Source organism: Snodgrassella alvi, assembly GCF_002777745.1.
Taxonomy (GTDB): domain Bacteria; phylum Pseudomonadota; class Gammaproteobacteria; order Burkholderiales; family Neisseriaceae; genus Snodgrassella; species Snodgrassella alvi_D.
Genome location: NZ_MEIO01000049.1, coordinates 58,268 through 77,406 on the forward strand (window position 1 = coordinate 58,268; position 19,139 = coordinate 77,406).

Consider the following 19,139-nt stretch of genomic DNA (forward strand, 5'->3'; position numbering starts at 1 on the left):
CTATAAACTTACTTTTGTCATAATCATCACATAATAAATTGTAAAGATAATGTAAATGAATGAGCAAGAACGCTATGCATGGATTGAATTAGCTTTAACTCCCCATATTGGCAGTGAAACATTTCTGCGCCTGCTGAATCATTTTGGTTCGGCACAAGCCGTACTGTCTGCAAATATTGCTGAAATCAAACCTTTTCTCATTCGCACTCAGGCCAGCAAATACTGGCGTAGTGACGAGGCCATACAGGCAGCAGAAGCCGCCCTGATATGGGAACAATCCCACACTAATGCCCGTTTATTATTACTGGCAGATAGCGATTATCCCGCACTGCTCACTGAAGGATTAACGCCACCGCCATTATTATTTGTCCGTGGTAACAGCCAATATCTGCACCAGCCTGCATTAGCCATAGTAGGTAGCCGCCATGCAACACCACAAGCAATGCGTATCGCCCGTGATTTTGCTAAAGCACTGGCACATGAGGGAATTACTGTTATATCTGGCATGGCCGATGGTATTGATACTGCCGCTCATCAGGGGGCATTATTGGGTATAGGAACCACCATTGCTGTATGGGGTACCGGAATTGATCGTGTGTATCCTGCACGCAACAAAACACTTGCTGCACAGATTGCGGCACATGGCTGCATTATCTCTGAATTTCCATTAGGTACTCGCTCTCTAGCCCGTAATTTTCCCAGGCGCAATCGCTTGATTGCGGCACTCAGTCGAGGTACGCTAGTAATAGAGGCTGCAACCAAATCGGGCTCATTAATTACCGCACGTCTGGCCAGTGAAATGGGACGGGAGGTCATGGCAATACCAGGTTCGATTGATAATCCTTTAAGTAAAGGCTGTCACGCACTGATTAAACAGGGAGCCAGACTGGTAGAAAATCTAGAGGATATTCTTCAGGAGTGCCCCTTGCTCTTGCAAAAATCGCATTTGCAATCATATAGCAGCCAGCCTGCTCAACAAGTACCTCTAACCGGCATACCACCTTCAAGTATTAATAACACTGAAGATTTATCATCGGTCAGTGCATCTGTATCTGAACTCAACCCGATGGAACAACAGGTTCTGGCTGCACTGGGTTACGGTGTAGTTCACCCAGACACATTGGTTACAGCACTTGGCATGGCTGCAACAGATGTGTATGCTCATCTTGTGGTACTGGAACTTGGTGGCTGGATTACAGCCTTGCCCGGTGGTTGTTATCAACGCATTAAATCTTGAAAGGAAAGCAAATGATTGATGTAATAGCGTTTTTGATTGAGCACTTTCAAGACGTTGATGCATTCCCTCCGCGCAAAGATCTGGGTGCACTGTTGGAAGAAGTGGGTTTCAATGATGATGAGATTGGTGACGCATTATCCTGTCTGGATTATTTGCGTTTTGAACCATTGATTCCTGCCGAAATATTGCGCAACAGTACAGGGATACGCATTTACAATAATGAAGAGCTGGATGCACTACCGCTGGATGTACGTGGTCTGATACATTTTCTGGAGCAGAATGGCGCACTCAAGCCAGAGCAGCGCGAATTTGTACTCAATGCCCTGATGAACTTACCCTATGAAGACATCACAGTAGACCATGCCAAAGTGTTAGCTTTATTGGTATTATGGGCACATCGTTCAGAATTACCGGTACTAATCGGCGATGAATTAATGGCTGCACTCAATGGTGAAGCCACAATGCAGTGAAATTACTGACAGCGATACAAACTTGAAAGCTTTCAGTCAGCACGTCTGAAAGCTTTTTGCTTTGTCCTAGCGTATTTATTAGAATAAACCAGACTAACAACATATCACAAATACTTAAATTACGAATGTGAGCCTGAACGAATGGCAAAAAACCTGTTGATTGTTGAATCTCCATCTAAAGCCAAAACGCTGAAAAAATATTTAGGCAGCGATTTTGAAATTCTGGCTTCCTATGGTCATGTGCGCGATCTGGTACCCAAAAGCGGTGCTGTGGATCCAGAAAATGACTTTGCCATGAAGTACCAGCTTGTCAGCCGCAATGCCAAACACCTGGAGGCCATTGTTACTGCTGCCAGAGAAGCAGATGCACTGTATCTGGCTACCGACCCGGATAGGGAAGGTGAAGCTATTTCCTGGCATTTACAAGAAATACTCAAATCTAAGCGTGGGCTGAAAAACCTGCATCCAAAGCGAGTAGTATTCCATGAAGTAACCAAAAAAGCCGTGCTGGAGGCAGTTGCTCATCCACGTGAACTGTCGCAAACACTGGTAGATGCACAGCAGACACGGCGGGCACTGGATTATCTAGTTGGTTTTAATCTGTCACCATTATTATGGAAGAAAATTCGCCGTGGTTTATCTGCTGGCAGAGTACAAAGTCCGGCATTACGCATGATTTGTGAGCGTGAGCAGGAAATCCGTGAATTTACTGCTCAAGAATACTGGACCATACATCTGGACAGCCATAAAGCGCGTACTAAATTTACTGCAAAACTGACCCACTGGCAGGGACAGAAACTGGAACAATTTGATATTTCAAATGAAGACCAGCAGCAGGAAATCGTAAATGCACTAGCTGGGCAGCAGGCACATGTGTCCAAAGTGGAAAAGAAAAAGCGCAGCCGTAATCCTGCTGCTCCTTTTACCACTTCAACCATGCAACAGGAAGCAGTGCGCAAACTGGGCATGACCACAGATCGTACTATGCGCACTGCACAACAATTGTATGAAGGTGTGGATGTCGGACAGGGTGCCGTAGGTCTGATTACCTATATGCGTACCGATTCAGTTAGCCTGTCTGATGATGCCGTAGTAGAAATACGCCATTATATTGAAAACAAAATTGGCAGCGAATATCTACCATCAGCAGCGAAAATTTATAAAACCAAATCTAAAAATGCGCAGGAAGCGCACGAAGCTATCAGGCCAACCTCAGTTTATCGTACGCCGGAAGCAGTAAAACCCTTTCTAACTGCTGACCAGTTTCGCCTGTATCAGATGATTTGGCAGCGTGCTGTGGCCTGCCAAATGGCTCCTGCACGCTTTGATACCACCAGTGTTGATATTGTTGTGGGTAAAGGTATTTTCAGAGTAACCGGTCAGGTACAAACTTTTGCCGGTTTTCTCAGTGTATATGAAGAAGGCGTGGACGATAGCGAAGATGAAGAAAATACCAAAAAACTGCCAGAACTGCATGAAGGCGACAACTTGCCGGTAGACAGAATTTTTGGCGAACAGCATTTTACCCAGCCACCACCACGGTACTCCGAAGCCAGTCTGGTTAAAGCACTGGAAGAGTATGGCATCGGCCGTCCGTCTACTTATGCCAGTATTATTTCAACCCTGAAAGAACGCGAATACGTTACTCTGGAGCAGAAACGCTTTCTGCCTACTGATACCGGTGAAGTAGTCAATAAATTCCTGACTGAACATTTCGGTCAGTATGTAGATTACAATTTTACCGCTAGAATGGAAAACCAGCTCGATGATATTGCCGGCGGCAAACGGGAATGGAAGCCAGTAATGCAACAATTCTGGAAAGGCTTTAATAAAGAAATCAAAGCCAAGGAAGACATTCCTCGTGCAGAGCTTACCGCCGAAAATCTAGATGAAATCTGCCCCAAATGTGGTGTGCACCAATTGCAAATTAAGTTTGGTAAACGAGGCCGTTTTATTGCATGTACAGGTTATCCTGATTGTGATTATACCCGCAACGTGAATGAAACAGCAGAAGAGGCCGCGAAAGCCGCTGAGGAACCCACCGTAGTGGAAGGGCGCAATTGTCCAAAGTGTGAAGGGCAGCTAGTTTACAAGCGCGGACGTTATGGCAAATTCATTGGTTGTGCCAACTATCCCAAATGTAAATATATTGAGCCGTTGGAAAAGCCTAAAGACACCGGCATTGAATGTCCGAAATGCCACAAAGGCAGCCTGATTGAGCGTAAAAGCCGTTATGGAAAATTGTTTTACAGCTGTAACACCTATCCTGATTGTGACTATGCTGTGTGGAATCCACCAATCAATGAACCCTGTTCGCAATGCGGCTGGCCAATACTGACCATCAAAACCACCAAACGGCGTGGTACTGAAAAAGTGTGTCCGCAAAAAGAATGTGGTTATGCGGAACAGATTGAACCGCCAGCACCAAAAGAATAAAACGGGCACTCAATGTAAATGGATACAGCAAGACTTTCAGAATGCCTGAAAGTCTTTTTTATCGGAGTTAACTCACGTGGCAAAAATACAGCAACAGCATCGCAATCAGGTACGCATCATCGGCGGCACACACCGGGGACGTAAATTAACCTTTCCGGTTGCTGATGGTCTGCGTCCAACTGCTGATAGTGTGCGTGAACGTCTATTTAACTGGCTGGGGCAGGATTTAACTGGCATGGCCGTACTGGATCTCTTTGCCGGTAGTGGCGTCATCGGGCTAGAGGCTGCTTCAAGAAGAGCCAAAACAGTGACCATGATAGAAAACAACCGTCAGGTAGCTGCCGCAATAAAAAACAACCTGCAACAATTGAATTTTAGTCAAATAGAACTCATCTGTACTGATGCACAAAGTTTTCTCGCGAATAACCGCCAGCAGTTTGATGTGGTATTTTTAGATCCACCTTATGCCTGGCAGCAATGGGATGAGCTCTTAAATGCAATCGTCGCGCATCTACAGCCAGAGGCTCGCGTCTATCTGGAAAGTAACAGCTTACCTGCCTTACCATCCGGCTGGCAGCTATTGCGAGAAGGTAAATCAGGTATAAGCCGCTTCGAATTATTAACTTACCGCAACGCAAAGATAGCATAAACAGATGGTTGCTTACCGGATTGCAGGCAAAACAATGCTATAATCCGCGCCCAACGGTTGTGAGTTAAATTTAACGATAAAGGAAAAACATGTCACTCTTGATAACAGATGAGTGCATTAACTGTGATGTATGCGAACCAGAGTGTCCAAACAACGCTATTTATCAGGGCGATGAAATTTATGAAATCACTCCAGAGCGTTGCACCCAGTGTGTTGGCCATTATGATGAACCACAATGTCAGCAGGTTTGCCCGGTAGATTGCATCATCATCGACGAAGAGCATCCAGAAAGTGAAGAAGAGCTGGAGGCGAAATATAGGCAACTAATGGCAGAAAAAGAGTAAATTATTTCGGCTGAAATGGATTAGGAACAGTTAATTACTATTTTTAGCAAAAAAAAATGCTCAATAGACTTGACGAAAATGTAAATGAACATTATCATGCCGTTCTCTTTTGGAGGGATTCCCGAGCGGCCAAAGGGGGCAGACTGTAAATCTGTTGCGAAAGCTTCGAAGGTTCGAATCCTTCTCCCTCCACCAAAATTCCAGTCTTACTTGGAGTAGCTTTTAAGTAAGTATGCGGGTGTAGCTCAATGGTAGAGCAGAAGCCTTCCAAGCTTACGGTGAGGGTTCGATTCCCTTCACCCGCTCCATATAAAGTAAATACCACCATATGCCCATGTAGCTCAGGGGTAGAGCACTCCCTTGGTAAGGGAGAGGCCGACAGTTCAATTCTGTCCATGGGCACCACCTGAATTGATAAACTTAATCATCTTTAGATAGGAAGTAGCCATGGCTAAAGAAAAATTCGAGCGGAGCAAACCGCACGTAAACGTTGGCACCATCGGTCACGTTGACCATGGTAAAACCACATTGACCGCTGCAATTTGTACCATTCTGTCCAAGAAATTTGGTGGTGCAGCGAAAGCTTACGATCAGATTGACAATGCTCCGGAAGAAAAAGCCCGCGGCATTACCATTAATACTTCACACGTAGAATACGAAACCGCAGAACGTCACTATGCACACGTTGACTGCCCGGGACACGCTGACTACGTGAAAAACATGATTACCGGTGCTGCACAGATGGACGGCGCTATTCTGGTGGTATCTGCTGCTGATGGTCCAATGCCACAAACCCGTGAGCACATTCTGTTGGCACGTCAGGTAGGTGTACCTTACATCATCGTTTACATGAACAAATGCGACATGGTAGACGACGAAGAGTTGCTGGAACTGGTAGAAATGGAAATCCGTGATCTGCTGTCTAGCTATGAATTCCCAGGTGATGACATTCCATTGATTAAAGGTTCTGCACTGAAAGCATTGGAAGGTGATACTTCTGATATCGGCGAAGCTTCAATCATGGCGTTGGCCGATGCATTAGACAGCTACATTCCTACTCCGGAACGTGCAGTAGACAAACCATTCCTGTTGCCGATTGAAGATGTATTCTCAATTTCAGGTCGTGGTACTGTAGTTACCGGTCGTGTAGAACGCGGTGTAATCAATGTAGGCGACGAAATTGAAATCGTTGGTCTGAAAGAAACCCAGAAAACCACCTGTACCGGCGTGGAAATGTTCCGCAAACTGCTGGATCAAGGTCAAGCTGGTGACAATGTAGGTGTATTGTTACGTGGTACCAAGCGTGAAGAAGTAGAACGTGGTCAGGTATTGGCAAAACCGGGCAGCATCACTCCGCACACTAAATTCAAAGCAGAAGTGTATGTACTGAGCAAAGAAGAAGGTGGACGTCATACTCCATTCTTCGCAAATTACCGCCCACAATTCTATTTCCGTACTACAGACGTAACAGGCGCAGTAAGTCTGGCGGAAGGTGTTGAAATGGTAATGCCAGGTGAAAACGTAACTATTGATGTAGAACTGATTCACCCGATTGCTATGGAAGAAGGCTTACGCTTTGCGATCCGTGAAGGTGGCCGTACAGTTGGTGCCGGTGTGGTTGCTAAAGTTATCGCTTAAAGTTTTGTAGGCCAGTAGCTCAATTGGTAGAGTATCGGTCTCCAAAACCGAGGGTTGGGGGTTCGAGACCCTCCTGGCCTGCCAAAAATCAGACTAATCGGCCATAGGTCGGTTAGTCTTTTTTGCATTAATTAAAAGGTGGTTGTATGGACAACAAAACATCGAAAGATGTGGGAACCAAAACCAAAACCAAAGCACAATTAAAAGCTGAGGCCAGAGAACAGCAGCAATTAGAAATCAAGCGCAATAAGCGTCTTGATTTTCTCAAATATATCATCTCGGCTATACTGATTGCTGCTGGTATCATGGCATTCTATGCTTTGGATACGCAATTGCCACTTTATATCCGCTATCTGTTTCCATTAATAGGAGTAATAGCGGCCATTGTAATCGTATTTTTCTGGAGCACTGGCGGGCGAGAGCTGACTGCTTACGTGCGTGACTGTGTGTCAGAAGCCAGAAAAGTAGTATGGCCCGAGCGCAACGAAGCATTGCGCATGACCCTGTTTGTACTGATATTTGTAGCTGTCTTGTCGTTATTTATTTGGGGTGTTGATAGCCTGATTTCATGGTTATTATTTGACATCTTTATGAAGAGGAGTTAACCATGGCAAAACAGTGGTACGTTGTACACGCTTATTCCGGTTTTGAAAAAAATGTCCAGAAAACCTTGAAAGAGCGCATTGAGCGTGAAGGAATGGGTGAGTATTTTGGCCAGATACTGGTGCCAGTTGAAGAAGTAGTGGATATCAAAAATGGTCGCCGGAGTATTACTGAACGCAAATTTTTTCCGGGCTATGTGCTGGTAGAAATGGACATGACTGATGCTTCATGGCATCTGGTAAAAAATACACCGCGCGTGACTGGCTTTATTGGTGGAACAGCTAATAAACCATTACCTATTTCTGCTCGTGAAGTGGATGCTATTTTGCATCAGGTACAAAGCGGTGTAGAAAAACCAAAACCGAAAATACTGTTTGATGTTGGTCAGCAGGTACGCGTCAATGAAGGACCATTTAAAGATTTCAATGGCGTTGTCGAAGAAGTCAACTATGAACGTAATAAATTGCGTGTTGCCGTCCAGATATTTGGTCGTGAAACACCAGTGGAACTGGAATTTTCTCAGGTAGAGAAAATTTAACTGCGAGAATACAACACAACTTAACCTGTGCTTGTAAGGAAAAGAAATTTTCTTTATAATCACGGGTCTTGCTTTTGGGAAGCAGCATTTGCTGCGTCATACCCGTTTATTTGGAGTCTAAATCAAGTGGCAAAAAAAATTATAGGCTACATCAAACTGCAGATTCCTGCAGGTAAAGCCAATCCATCTCCTCCGGTAGGCCCGGCTTTGGGTCAGCGCGGTCTGAATATCATGGAATTCTGTAAAGCATTTAATGCTGCTACACAAAATGTAGAGCCAGGCTTGCCGGTTCCAGTAGTGATTACTGCATTTGCAGATAAATCATTTACCTTTGTAATGAAAACCCCGCCAGCCTCTATTTTGCTGAAAAAAGCCGCTGGACTGCAAAAAGGTAGCTCTAATCCGCTGACACAAAAGGTTGGTAAAGTGTCTCGTGCACAACTGGAAGAAATTGCCAAGGCTAAAGAGCCTGACTTAACTGCTGCGGATCTGGATGCAGCTGTACGCACCATCGCTGGTAGTGCCCGTTCAATGGGTTTAGATGTGGAGGGTGTGTAAATGGCAAAACTTTCTAAACGTATGCAGACAATTCGTGCTGCTGTTGAAACCAATAAATTGTATGCTATTGATGAAGCATTGAATTTGGTAAAAGCCAATGCTACAGCTAAATTTGATGAATCGATTGATGTATCTTTTAATTTGGGTGTAGATGCACGTAAATCCGATCAGGTAATCCGTGGTTCAGTAGTACTGCCTAAAGGTACCGGTAAAACCGTACGTGTAGCTGTATTTACTCAGGGTGCCAATGCTGAAGCTGCTAAAGCAGCTGGTGCTGATGTAGTAGGATTTGACGATCTGGCTGCTGAAGTAAAAGCAGGCAATCTGAATTTTGACGTTGTTATTGCTTCTCCTGACGCTATGCGTGTAGTTGGTCAATTGGGTACTATTCTGGGCCCACGTGGCCTGATGCCAAATCCAAAAGTTGGTACTGTTACCCCAAATGTAGCTGAAGCTGTGAAAAATGCCAAGGCTGGTCAGGTACAGTATCGTACTGACAAAGCGGGTATTGTGCATGCAACTATTGGACGTGCTTCTTTTGAAGCTGCTGACTTGCGTGAAAACTTCAATGCTTTATTGGATGCAATTGTTAAAGCCAAACCAGCAGCAGCTAAAGGGCAGTATCTGCGTAAAATTGCAGTATCTAGCACTATGGGTGCCGGTCTGCGTATTGACAGTGCTTCTGTAAACAGCTAAGCAATATATTGCTATTGGCAGTCTGGTTTTAGCTCAGGCTGTCATCAAAATTCATATAAATGTGCCACATTTATATGCCGGGCTACTTAGAAATAAGTAGATGTCCAAGACCGTAGGGAATCTGTAGTGGTGATGCGGATTTTAAAAACTAACCCTACGCAGACGGTAGTCCCAGATAATCTTGTGTAAGCTTTGCTTACGGATGTCTTTTTGGGTTGCCGCGCTGGGTGGAGTAATGCTTTGTATTACTCTGTTTAAAAACAGTGGGAGGTAGACCTTGAGTCTCAATATTGAAACCAAGCAAGCAGCCGTAGCCGAAATTGCAGCAGCAATCGCTAATGCACAAACTATGGTTCTTGCCGAGTACCGTGGTATCAGTGTTGCTAGCATGACCGAACTGCGTGCCAATGCTCGTAAAGCAGGTGTATACCTGCATGTGTTGAAAAACACATTAGCTCGTCGCGCTGTTGAAGGTACTTCATTCGCAGACCTGGCTGACCAAATGGTTGGTCCTTTGGTGTATGCGGTGTCTGAAGACCCGGTTGCTGCTGCAAAAGTACTGCACCAGTTCTCGAAAAAAGATGAAAAAATCGTACTGAAAGCAGGTTCATACAATGGTGAATTGCTGGATGTAGCTCAGGTAGCAGAACTTGCTTCTATTCCGAGCCGTGAAGAATTGCTGGCGAAATTGCTGGGTATTATGCAAGCACCTGTTTCTGGCTTTGCCCGTGCACTGGCTGCTCTGGCAGAGAAAAAAGCCGGCGAAGAAGCTGCATAATTTTCATCCCCTATATATTTAAATTTTCATTCTCAATTATTGGAGTTTAATAGCATGGCTATTACTAAAGAAGACATCTTGGAAGCAGTTGGTAACCTGACCGTTATGGAATTGAACGATTTGGTTAAAGCTTTTGAAGAAAAATTTGGTGTTTCTGCAGCTGCTCTGGCAGTTTCTAATGGCAATGGTAACGCTTCAACTGCTGCTGAAGAAAAAACCGAGTTTGACGTTGTATTGACTTCTGCCGGTGCACAAAAAGTTGGCGTGATTAAAGTGGTTCGTGCCATCACAGGCTTGGGTCTTAAAGAAGCTAAAGATCTGGTTGACGGTGCTCCTAAAACCCTTAAAGAAGGTGTTTCTCAAGCTGAAGCCGACGACATTAAAAAACAACTGGAAGAAGCTGGCGCTTCTGTCGAAATCAAGTAATTACAGTTGTGTTTTACAGGCTGGTAGCTTAGGCTACCAGCCTGCTTTCGCTTGTCTAGCTAAAGTGAAGTTTTATAAATATTTACAAAATAAACTATTATTTACATAATTTTTCCTAATTTATCTTAACAGTTGTCTTAAGTATTTATAAAACCTTACTTGCCAAACCTCCCTACTGGAGACTGTCCATGTCCTACTCTTTTACTGAAAAAAAACGTATCCGTAAAAGCTTTGCCAAACGCGCCAATGTATTGGAAGTGCCGTTTTTATTGGCTACGCAGTTGGATTCTTATACACAGTTTTTGCAGATGGAAACTCCTTATGACCAACGTGCAGACATTGGTCTTCAGGCGGCTTTCCAGTCTATTTTTCCTATTATCAGTCATAATGGTTATGCTCGTCTGGAATTCACTCATTATGTATTAGGTGAACCGTTGTTTGATATCCCTGAATGTCAGCTGCGTGGTATTACTTATGCTGCACCATTGCGGGCACGTATCCGGCTGGTTATTCTGGACAAAGAGTCATCCAAACCGAATGTGGTTAAGGAAGTTCGCGAAAATGAAGTATACATGGGTGAAATTCCACTGATGACACCAAGTGGTTCATTCATTATCAATGGTACTGAGCGTGTGATTGTGTCGCAGTTACACCGATCTCCCGGTGTATTTTTCGAACATGATCGTGGTAAGTCACATTCTTCAGGCAAATTGCTGTTTTCAGCTCGTATTATTCCTTATCGTGGTTCATGGCTTGATTTTGAGTTTGATCCAAAAGATTTGCTTTATTTCCGTATTGACCGCCGCCGGAAAATGCCGGTGACAATCTTACTGAAAGCATTAGGTTTTACATCCGAACAGATCCTGAATATGTTCTACGATAAAGAACAATATTTCTTATCTAGAGATGGTGTGCATACTAACCTGATACCGTCACGCCTGAAAGGTGAAACAGCTAAGTTCGATCTGGTTGATAAAGATGGTAAGGTATTGGTACAGAAGGGTAAGCGCATCAATGCCAAAAATATCCGTGATCTTGTTGCAGCAGACATTAAATGGTTAGAAGTTGAACCAGAAAGCCTGATTGGCAAAGTGCTGGCTACTGATGTTATTGTGCCTGATACTGGTGAGATACTGGCCAAAACCAATGATGAAATCACTGAAGAGTTATTGGCGCAATTTGATATTCAGGGAATTAAAGAGATTTCCACTCTGTATATCAATGATCTGGATCAAGGAGGTTATGTTTCCAATACCCTGCGTACAGACGAAATTGAAGGACAACAAGCTGCGCGTATTGCCATCTATCGCATGATGCGCCCAGGCGAACCTCCAACCGAAGATGCGGTGGAAGCGTTGTTTAACCGTCTGTTCTTCAGCGAAGATAGTTATGATTTGTCTCGTGTTGGCCGGATGAAATTTAATACCCGTACCTATCAACAGAAGTTGTTGGAAGCACAGCAGCAATCATGGTATGGCAGGCTGATGAATGAGACTTTCGCAGATGCTGATGAAAAAGGCGGTCATGTGCTGACAATTCCGGATATTGTATCCGTAATTGCCACTCTGGTTGAATTGCGCAATGGTCATGGTGAAGTGGATGATATTGACCATTTGGGCAACCGTCGTGTGCGTTCTGTTGGAGAACTGGCTGAAAATCAGTTCCGCAGCGGTCTGTCACGTGTAGAGCGTGCTGTAAAAGAACGCCTAAATCAGGCAGAGTCAGAAAATCTGATGCCGCATGACCTGATTAATGCCAAACCCGTTTCTGCTGCCATTAAAGAATTTTTTGGTTCTAGCCAGTTGTCACAGTTCATGGATCAGACGAATCCACTGTCTGAAGTAACTCATAAACGTCGTGTATCTGCCTTGGGCCCGGGGGGGTTAACTCGTGAACGTGCCGGTTTTGAGGTGCGTGACGTACATCCAACCCATTATGGTCGCGTATGTCCGATTGAAACACCGGAAGGTCCGAATATTGGTTTGATTAATTCACTGGCTGTTTACGCCCGTACCAATAAATATGGATTTCTCGAGACACCTTATCGTCGTGTAGTAGATGGCAAAGTAACCAATGATATTGACTATCTGTCTGCAATCGAAGAAGGTCGCTTTGTTATTGCGCAGGCTAATGCCGATCTGGATAACGAAGGCCGTATTATCGGTGATTTGGTAACCTGTCGTGAAAAAGGTGAAACCATTATGGCGACACCTGACCGTGTACAGTACATGGATGTGGCTACCGGTCAGGTAGTTTCTGTTGCTGCTTCATTGATTCCATTTTTGGAACACGATGATGCGAACCGTGCATTGATGGGTGCCAACATGCAACGTCAGGCAGTGCCCTGTCTGCGTGCAGAAAAACCATTAGTGGGTACTGGTATTGAACGCTCAGTTGCGATTGATAGTGCAACAGCGATTGCAGCCAGTCGTGGCGGTGTGGTTGAGTATGTCGATGCTAACCGTGTTGTGGTGCGTGTCAATGATGACGAAGCAACTGCTGGTGAAGTAGGTGTGGATATTTACAACTTAGTGAAATTTACCCGCTCCAACCAGTCTACCAACATTAATCAACGGCCAGCCGTACAGAAAGGCGATGTCATTGCACGTGGTGATGTAATTGCCGATGGGGCTTCTACTGATTTGGGTGAGTTGGCGCTGGGTCAGAACATGACCATCGCTTTCATGCCTTGGAATGGTTACAACTATGAAGACTCAATTCTGATTTCAGAACGGGTAGTTGCTGGCGACCGATATACTTCCATTCATATCGAAGAACTGAATGTTGTATCTCGTGATACTAAACTGGGTGCAGAAGAAATTACCCGCGATATCCCGAATTTGTCAGAACGCATGCAGAATCGTCTGGATGAATCCGGTATTGTTTACATTGGTGCTGAAGTAGAAGCTGGTGATGTACTGGTGGGTAAGGTAACACCCAAAGGTGAAACTCAATTAACCCCGGAAGAAAAACTGTTACGCGCCATTTTTGGTGAAAAAGCCAGCGATGTAAAAGATACTTCTTTGCGTATGCCTACTGGTATGAGTGGTACCGTTATTGATGTACAGGTATTTACGCGTGAAGGCATTGAGCGTGACAAACGCGCAAAAGCGATTATTGATGCAGAGCTGAAACGTTACCGCCAGAATCTGACTGACCAATTACGCATTTTCAATGACGATGCTTTTGACCGTATCGAACGTCTGATTATGGGACAGAAAGTTAACGGCGGACCATTGAAACTGGCTAAAGGTGCTGAAGTCACCAAAGAATACCTCACATCATTGCCAAGCCGGCATGACTGGTTTGATATTCGTCTGAGCGATGAAAGTATCGCTAAACAGGTGGAACTGATTAAAGAAAGTTTGCAGGCCAAACACGAAGAATCAGATGCCCAGTACGAAATCAAAAAGAAAAAACTCACTCAGGGTGATGAATTGCAGCCGGGCGTACAGAAGATGGTAAAAGTATTTATTGCCATCAAACGACGTCTGAAAGCTGGTGACAAGATGGCTGGTCGTCACGGTAATAAAGGTGTGGTATCACGTATTCTGCCAGTAGAAGATATGCCATACATGGCTGATGGTCGTTCTGTCGATATTGTGTTGAATCCGCTGGGCGTACCAAGTCGCATGAATATCGGTCAGATTCTTGAAGTACATCTGGGCTGGGCAGCAAAAGGTATAGGTGAACGGATTGACCGCATGCTGACAGAGAAACGTGCTGCTGATGATATTCGTGCTTTCCTTGAGAAAGTGTATAACAGCAGTGGTAAGAAAGAAGATTTATCGCAGTTTAATGACGATGAAATCATTAATCTGGCACAGCACCTGCGTAAAGGTATGACTGTAGCTACGCCGGTATTTGATGGTGCGGAAGAAGCTGAAATTAAAAACATGCTAGCGCTGGCTTATCCGGAAGATGATCCGGAAATCCAGAAACTTGGTTTCAACGATACCCGTACTCAGATGACTCTGTATGATGGCCGTACCGGTGAGGCCTTTGACCGTAAGGTCACCGTTGGGGTAATGCATTACCTCAAACTGCACCATTTGGTTGATGAGAAAATGCATGCTCGTTCTACAGGTCCGTACAGTCTGGTAACACAGCAGCCATTGGGTGGTAAAGCTCAGTTTGGTGGTCAGCGTTTTGGTGAGATGGAGGTATGGGCACTGGAAGCTTATGGTGCTGCTTATACCTTGCAGGAAATGTTGACTGTGAAATCAGATGATGTCACCGGCCGTACCAAAATGTATGAGAACATCGTTAAAGGCGAATACAAGATTGACGCCGGTATGCCGGAATCTTTCAATGTGTTACTGAAAGAAATTCGCTCTTTGGGCTTGGATATGGATTTGGAACGTTACTAACCGACACCGGTCGCATGCAGTATGTGTAGATGCTGCATGCGGCATCGTCAGGAGCAAATATGAAAGCTTTATCAGACTTATTTAATCCGCTGCAAAATGTCAGTGCCGAAGAAGAATTTGATGCAATCAAAATCGGCATTGCTTCGCCGGATACCATTCGTTCTTGGTCATACGGTGAAGTGAAAAAGCCGGAAACGATTAATTACCGTACCTTCAAACCGGAACGTGACGGCCTGTTCTGTGCCAAAATCTTTGGTCCCATTAAAGATTATGAATGTTTGTGTGGTAAATACAAACGCCTGAAATTTCGTGGTGTGACCTGTGAAAAATGTGGTGTTGAAGTAACTTTATCCAAAGTGCGCCGCGAGCGCATGGGGCATATTGAGCTAGCAGCACCGGTTGCGCATATCTGGTTTCTGAAGTCGCTGCCATCCCGTCTGGGGATGGTATTAGATATGACTTTGCGTGATATCGAACGTATTCTATATTTTGAAGCTTATGTGGTGACTGACCCCGGTCTGACCTCATTGCAACCGCGTCAATTACTCAGTGAAGAAGAATACATCAGCAAATATGAAGAATTTGGTGGTGATTTTGAAGCCAAGATGGGTGCAGAAGGCATTCGCGACTTATTGCGGGCCATGGATATCGCGCATGAAGTGACTGTATTGCGCCAAGAGCTTGAGTCCACTAGCTCTGACACTAAAATCAAGAAAATTGCTAAACGCTTGAAAGTGTTGGAAGCATTTCAGCGCTCCGGTATGAAGCTAGAGTGGATGATTATGGACGTGCTGCCAGTATTGCCGCCGGACTTGCGTCCGCTGGTACCGCTGGATGGTGGCCGGTTTGCTACTTCGGATCTGAATGACTTGTATCGCCGCGTCATCAACCGTAATAATCGTTTGAAACGCTTGCTGGAATTGCGTGCGCCGGACATCATCGTGCGTAATGAAAAACGCATGTTACAGGAAGCAGTTGATTCTCTGCTGGACAATGGTCGTCGTGGTAAAGCCATGACCGGCGCCAACAAACGTCCACTGAAATCATTGGCTGATATGATTAAAGGTAAAGGTGGTCGTTTCCGTCAGAACCTGCTGGGTAAACGTGTGGACTATTCTGGCCGTTCAGTGATTACTGTAGGTCCTTACCTGCGTCTGCACCAATGTGGTTTGCCAAAGAAAATGGCTCTGGAACTGTTCAAGCCGTTTATTTTCCACAAACTGGAACAACTCGATCCAACAGTAACCACCATTAAAAAAGCCAAAAAAATGGTGGAACAGGAAGAACCGATTGTATGGGATATTCTGGAAGATGTTATCCGTGAACATCCAATTCTGCTGAACCGTGCACCAACCCTACACCGCTTAGGTATTCAGGCCTTTGAACCGATTCTGATTGAAGGTAAGGCAATCCAGTTGCACCCATTGGTATGTACCGCATTTAATGCCGACTTTGACGGTGACCAAATGGCCGTACACGTACCATTGAGTCTGGAAGCACAGATGGAAGCGCGCACTTTGATGCTGGCTTCTAACAACGTGTTATCACCTGCCAATGGTGACCCGATTATTGTACCTTCACAGGATATTGTATTGGGTCTGTACTATATGACCCGAGACAAGATTAATGGTAAAGGTGAAGGTAGCCTGTTTGCTGATGTGAAAGAAGTACATCGCGCTTACCAGACCCGTCAGGTGGAGTTGGGTACCAAAATTACCGTACGTTTGCGCGAATGGGTGAAAAACGGACAGGATGAGTTTGTACCAGTAGTAAACCGTTATGAAACCACAGTTGGTCGTGCGCTGCTGTCAGAAATCCTACCAAAAGGTCTGTCATTCGAGCATATTAATAAGACGCTGAAGAAAAAAGAAATTTCCAAGCTGATTAATGCTTCATTCCGTCGCTGCGGCTTGCGCGATACAGTGATTTTTGCCGACCATCTGATGTATACCGGTTATGCTTTCTCTACCCGTGCTGGTATCTCCATTTGTGTTGACGATATGCTGGTGCCGGAAAGCAAACCACAGTTTCTGGCTGAAGCCAATGCTGAAGTCAAGGAGATCGAAGACCAGTATCGTCAGGGGCTGGTAACCAATGGCGAACGTTACAATAAAGTTGTCGATATCTGGGGTCGTACCGGTGACAAGATTGCCAAGGCGATGATGGATAATCTGTCAACCCAGAAAGTTGTTGACCGTGAAGGCAATCTGGTTGATCAGGAATCGTTCAACTCCATCTACATGATGGCTGATTCCGGTGCTCGTGGTTCCGCAGCGCAGATTAAACAGTTATCAGGTATGCGTGGCTTGATGGCGAAACCAGACGGTTCCATCATCGAAACACCGATTACTTCAAACTTCCGTGAAGGTCTGACAGTATTACAGTACTTTATTTCTACCCACGGTGCGCGTAAAGGTCTGGCCGATACCGCATTGAAAACCGCTAACTCCGGTTATCTGACTCGTCGTCTGGTAGATGTGACTCAAGATTTGGTAGTGGTAGAAAATGATTGTGGTACCAACGATGGCTTTGTAATGAAAGCAGTGGTACAGGGCGGGGATATTATCGAATCACTGCGTGACCGTGTATTGGGTCGTGTAACCGCAGAAGATGTAGTAGATCCAACCAGTGGTGCAACATTAGTAGATGCTGGTACTTTATTAAATGAAAGTCTGGTAGAGCTGATTGATAATTCCGGTGTCGATGAAATCAAAGTGCGCACTCCGATCACTTGTAAGACTCGTCACGGTTTATGTGCTAAATGTTATGGACGTGATCTGGCGCGAGGTAAATTGGTTAATGCCGGTGAGTCAGTTGGTGTAATAGCGGCGCAGTCCATTGGTGAACCAGGTACCCAGTTGACCATGCGTACATTCCACATTGGTGGTGCCGCTTCCCGAGCAGCTGCTGCCAGTCAGGTAGAAGCAAAATCAGGTGGCACTGTGCGCTTCTCCAGTCAGATGCGTTATGTGGCCAACAATAAAGGTGAACTGGTTGTCATCGGCCGTTCATCCGAAATCGTGATTCATGACGATATTGGTCGTGAGCGTGAGCGTCATAAAGTACCTTACGGTGCCTTATTGCAGGTTAAAGATGGTGGTGTGGTGAAAGCTGGTCAGACATTGGCTACCTGGGATCCGCATACCCGTCCGATGATTACCGAGTTTGCCGGTCGCGTTCGCTTCGAAAATATCGAAGAAGGTGTGACAGTGGCGAAACAAACCGACGATGTAACCGGTTTGTCCACACTGGTGGTGATTGATGGTAAACGTCGTTCGTCCACCCAGTCTAAACTATTACGTCCAACCGTTAAACTGCTGGATGAAAAGGGCGAAGAAATTCGTATGGCTGGTAGTGAGACTGCTGTTTCCATGGCTTTCCCAGTGGGTGCGGTGATTACTGTACGCGAAGGACAGGAAGTAGGTAAGGGTGATGTGTTGGCTCGTATTCCACAGGCTTCATCTAAAACCCGCGACATTACCGGTGGTTTGCCACGTGTAGCTGAGTTATTCGAAGCACGTACGCCGAAAGATGTCGGTATGCTGGCTGAAGTAACCGGTACTGTATCATTTGGTAAGGAAACCAAAGGTAAGCAACGTCTGATCATTACAGATGCAGATGGTGTTGCTTATGAAACCTTGATTTCTAAAGAAAAACAGGTACTGGTGCACGATGGTCAGGTAGTCAATCGTGGTGAAGTCATTGTGGATGGTGCAGTTGATCCGCATGATATTCTGCGCTTGCAGGGTATTGAAGCATTGGCGCGTTACATTGTGCAGGAAGTACAAGAGGTATATCGTCTGCAAGGTGTGAAGATTTCCGACAAGCACATCGAAGTGATTATTCGTCAGATGCTGCGTCGAGTGAATATCGCCGATGCTGGTGATAGCCACTTCATCACCGGCGAGCAGGTTGAACGTGGTGATGTGATGATTGCTAATGAAAAATTGCTGGCTGAGGGTAAAGAGCCGGTACGCTTTGATAATGTATTGCTGGGTATTACTAAAGCATCATTGTCTACCGATTCATTTATCTCTGCGGCTTCCTTCCAGGAAACTACTCGTGTGTTGACTGAAGCAGCAATTATGGGTAAACGCGACGATTTACGCGGCTTGAAAGAAAATGTGATTGTGGGTCGCCTGATTCCAGCCGGTACAGGCTTGACTTATCACCGCAGCCGTCGTCAGAAATGGCAGCAACAGGTAGCTGCTGAAGCAGCAGATAAAAGCGAATAAGCTTGAATATTTGCTGTAATCAGAACAAAACCGCTGAATAGCTTTCAGCGGTTTTGTTTTATATACGGATCCTTACATTGTTGTTTTTCTAGCAGATTAACTAGATTTAAAATTGGAAAATCTTGACCAGCAATGTCTTGAAATGCTAAAATTGAACACTT

14 protein-coding genes and 4 tRNA genes are annotated in these 19,139 nt (G+C 45.1%); all 18 read left to right on the plus strand.

From position 1 onward, the window contains the following. The first annotated feature begins 55 nt into the window (after window positions 1-55). Window positions 56-1,237, plus strand: a complete 1,182-nt coding sequence (gene dprA / locus BHC51_RS06305) for a DNA-processing protein DprA (protein WP_100100729.1) — start codon at window positions 56-58, stop codon at window positions 1,235-1,237. A gap of 11 nt (window positions 1,238-1,248) precedes the next feature. Continuing rightward, window positions 1,249-1,707, plus strand: coding sequence for a DUF494 family protein (locus tag BHC51_RS06310; protein WP_100100728.1), 459 nt, complete (start codon window positions 1,249-1,251; stop codon window positions 1,705-1,707). 141 nt (window positions 1,708-1,848) lie between these two features. After that, window positions 1,849-4,143, plus strand: coding sequence for a type I DNA topoisomerase (gene topA, locus BHC51_RS06315; protein ID WP_100153589.1), 2,295 nt, complete (start codon window positions 1,849-1,851; stop codon window positions 4,141-4,143). 76 nt (window positions 4,144-4,219) lie between these two features. Next, window positions 4,220-4,792, plus strand: a complete 573-nt coding sequence (rsmD, locus tag BHC51_RS06320) for a 16S rRNA (guanine(966)-N(2))-methyltransferase RsmD (protein ID WP_100100726.1) — start codon at window positions 4,220-4,222, stop codon at window positions 4,790-4,792. Window positions 4,793-4,881: 89 nt separating this feature from the next. After that, window positions 4,882-5,136: a YfhL family 4Fe-4S dicluster ferredoxin gene (locus BHC51_RS06325; RefSeq protein WP_100100725.1), complete on the plus strand. Its 255-nt coding sequence runs from the start codon at window positions 4,882-4,884 to the stop codon at window positions 5,134-5,136. A gap of 111 nt (window positions 5,137-5,247) precedes the next feature. Continuing rightward, a tRNA-Tyr gene (locus BHC51_RS06330) sits at window positions 5,248-5,331 on the plus strand. Between the two features lie 39 nt (window positions 5,332-5,370). Next, a tRNA-Gly gene (locus BHC51_RS06335) sits at window positions 5,371-5,444 on the plus strand. A gap of 22 nt (window positions 5,445-5,466) precedes the next feature. Continuing rightward, window positions 5,467-5,541: transfer RNA gene (locus tag BHC51_RS06340), tRNA-Thr, on the plus strand. A 42-nt stretch (window positions 5,542-5,583) separates the two neighbouring features. Then, a complete protein-coding gene (gene tuf, locus BHC51_RS06345) occupies window positions 5,584-6,774 on the plus strand; it encodes an elongation factor Tu (protein ID WP_100090166.1) in 1,191 nt (396 codons plus the stop codon). Between the two features lie 8 nt (window positions 6,775-6,782). Beyond that, window positions 6,783-6,858 (plus strand) — tRNA-Trp (locus BHC51_RS06350). 62 nt (window positions 6,859-6,920) lie between these two features. Further along, window positions 6,921-7,379 carry a preprotein translocase subunit SecE gene (gene secE, locus BHC51_RS06355; RefSeq protein ID WP_100123160.1) on the plus strand — a complete coding sequence of 153 codons (459 nt, stop codon included), beginning with the start codon at window positions 6,921-6,923 and terminating at the stop codon, window positions 7,377-7,379. Between the two features lie 2 nt (window positions 7,380-7,381). After that, window positions 7,382-7,915 carry a transcription termination/antitermination protein NusG gene (nusG, locus tag BHC51_RS06360; protein WP_100100723.1) on the plus strand — a complete coding sequence of 178 codons (534 nt, stop codon included), beginning with the start codon at window positions 7,382-7,384 and terminating at the stop codon, window positions 7,913-7,915. A gap of 126 nt (window positions 7,916-8,041) precedes the next feature. After that, window positions 8,042-8,473 carry a 50S ribosomal protein L11 gene (gene rplK, locus BHC51_RS06365; protein WP_100100722.1) on the plus strand — a complete coding sequence of 144 codons (432 nt, stop codon included), beginning with the start codon at window positions 8,042-8,044 and terminating at the stop codon, window positions 8,471-8,473. Beyond that, a complete protein-coding gene (rplA, locus tag BHC51_RS06370; RefSeq protein WP_100100721.1) occupies window positions 8,474-9,169 on the plus strand; it encodes a 50S ribosomal protein L1 in 696 nt (231 codons plus the stop codon). It begins immediately after the preceding gene. Between the two features lie 277 nt (window positions 9,170-9,446). Continuing rightward, window positions 9,447-9,947: a 50S ribosomal protein L10 gene (gene rplJ / locus BHC51_RS06375; protein WP_100100720.1), complete on the plus strand. Its 501-nt coding sequence runs from the start codon at window positions 9,447-9,449 to the stop codon at window positions 9,945-9,947. Window positions 9,948-10,001: 54 nt separating this feature from the next. Further along, window positions 10,002-10,373: a 50S ribosomal protein L7/L12 gene (rplL, locus tag BHC51_RS06380; protein WP_100123158.1), complete on the plus strand. Its 372-nt coding sequence runs from the start codon at window positions 10,002-10,004 to the stop codon at window positions 10,371-10,373. 188 nt (window positions 10,374-10,561) lie between these two features. Next, window positions 10,562-14,743, plus strand: coding sequence for a DNA-directed RNA polymerase subunit beta (gene rpoB, locus BHC51_RS06385; protein ID WP_100100718.1), 4,182 nt, complete (start codon window positions 10,562-10,564; stop codon window positions 14,741-14,743). Window positions 14,744-14,802: 59 nt separating this feature from the next. After that, the gene (gene rpoC / locus BHC51_RS06390; protein WP_100100717.1) at window positions 14,803-18,978 is read left to right on the plus strand and encodes a DNA-directed RNA polymerase subunit beta'; all 4,176 of its coding nucleotides are present in this window, start codon (window positions 14,803-14,805) and stop codon (window positions 18,976-18,978) included. Window positions 18,979-19,139: the final 161 nt, after the last annotated feature.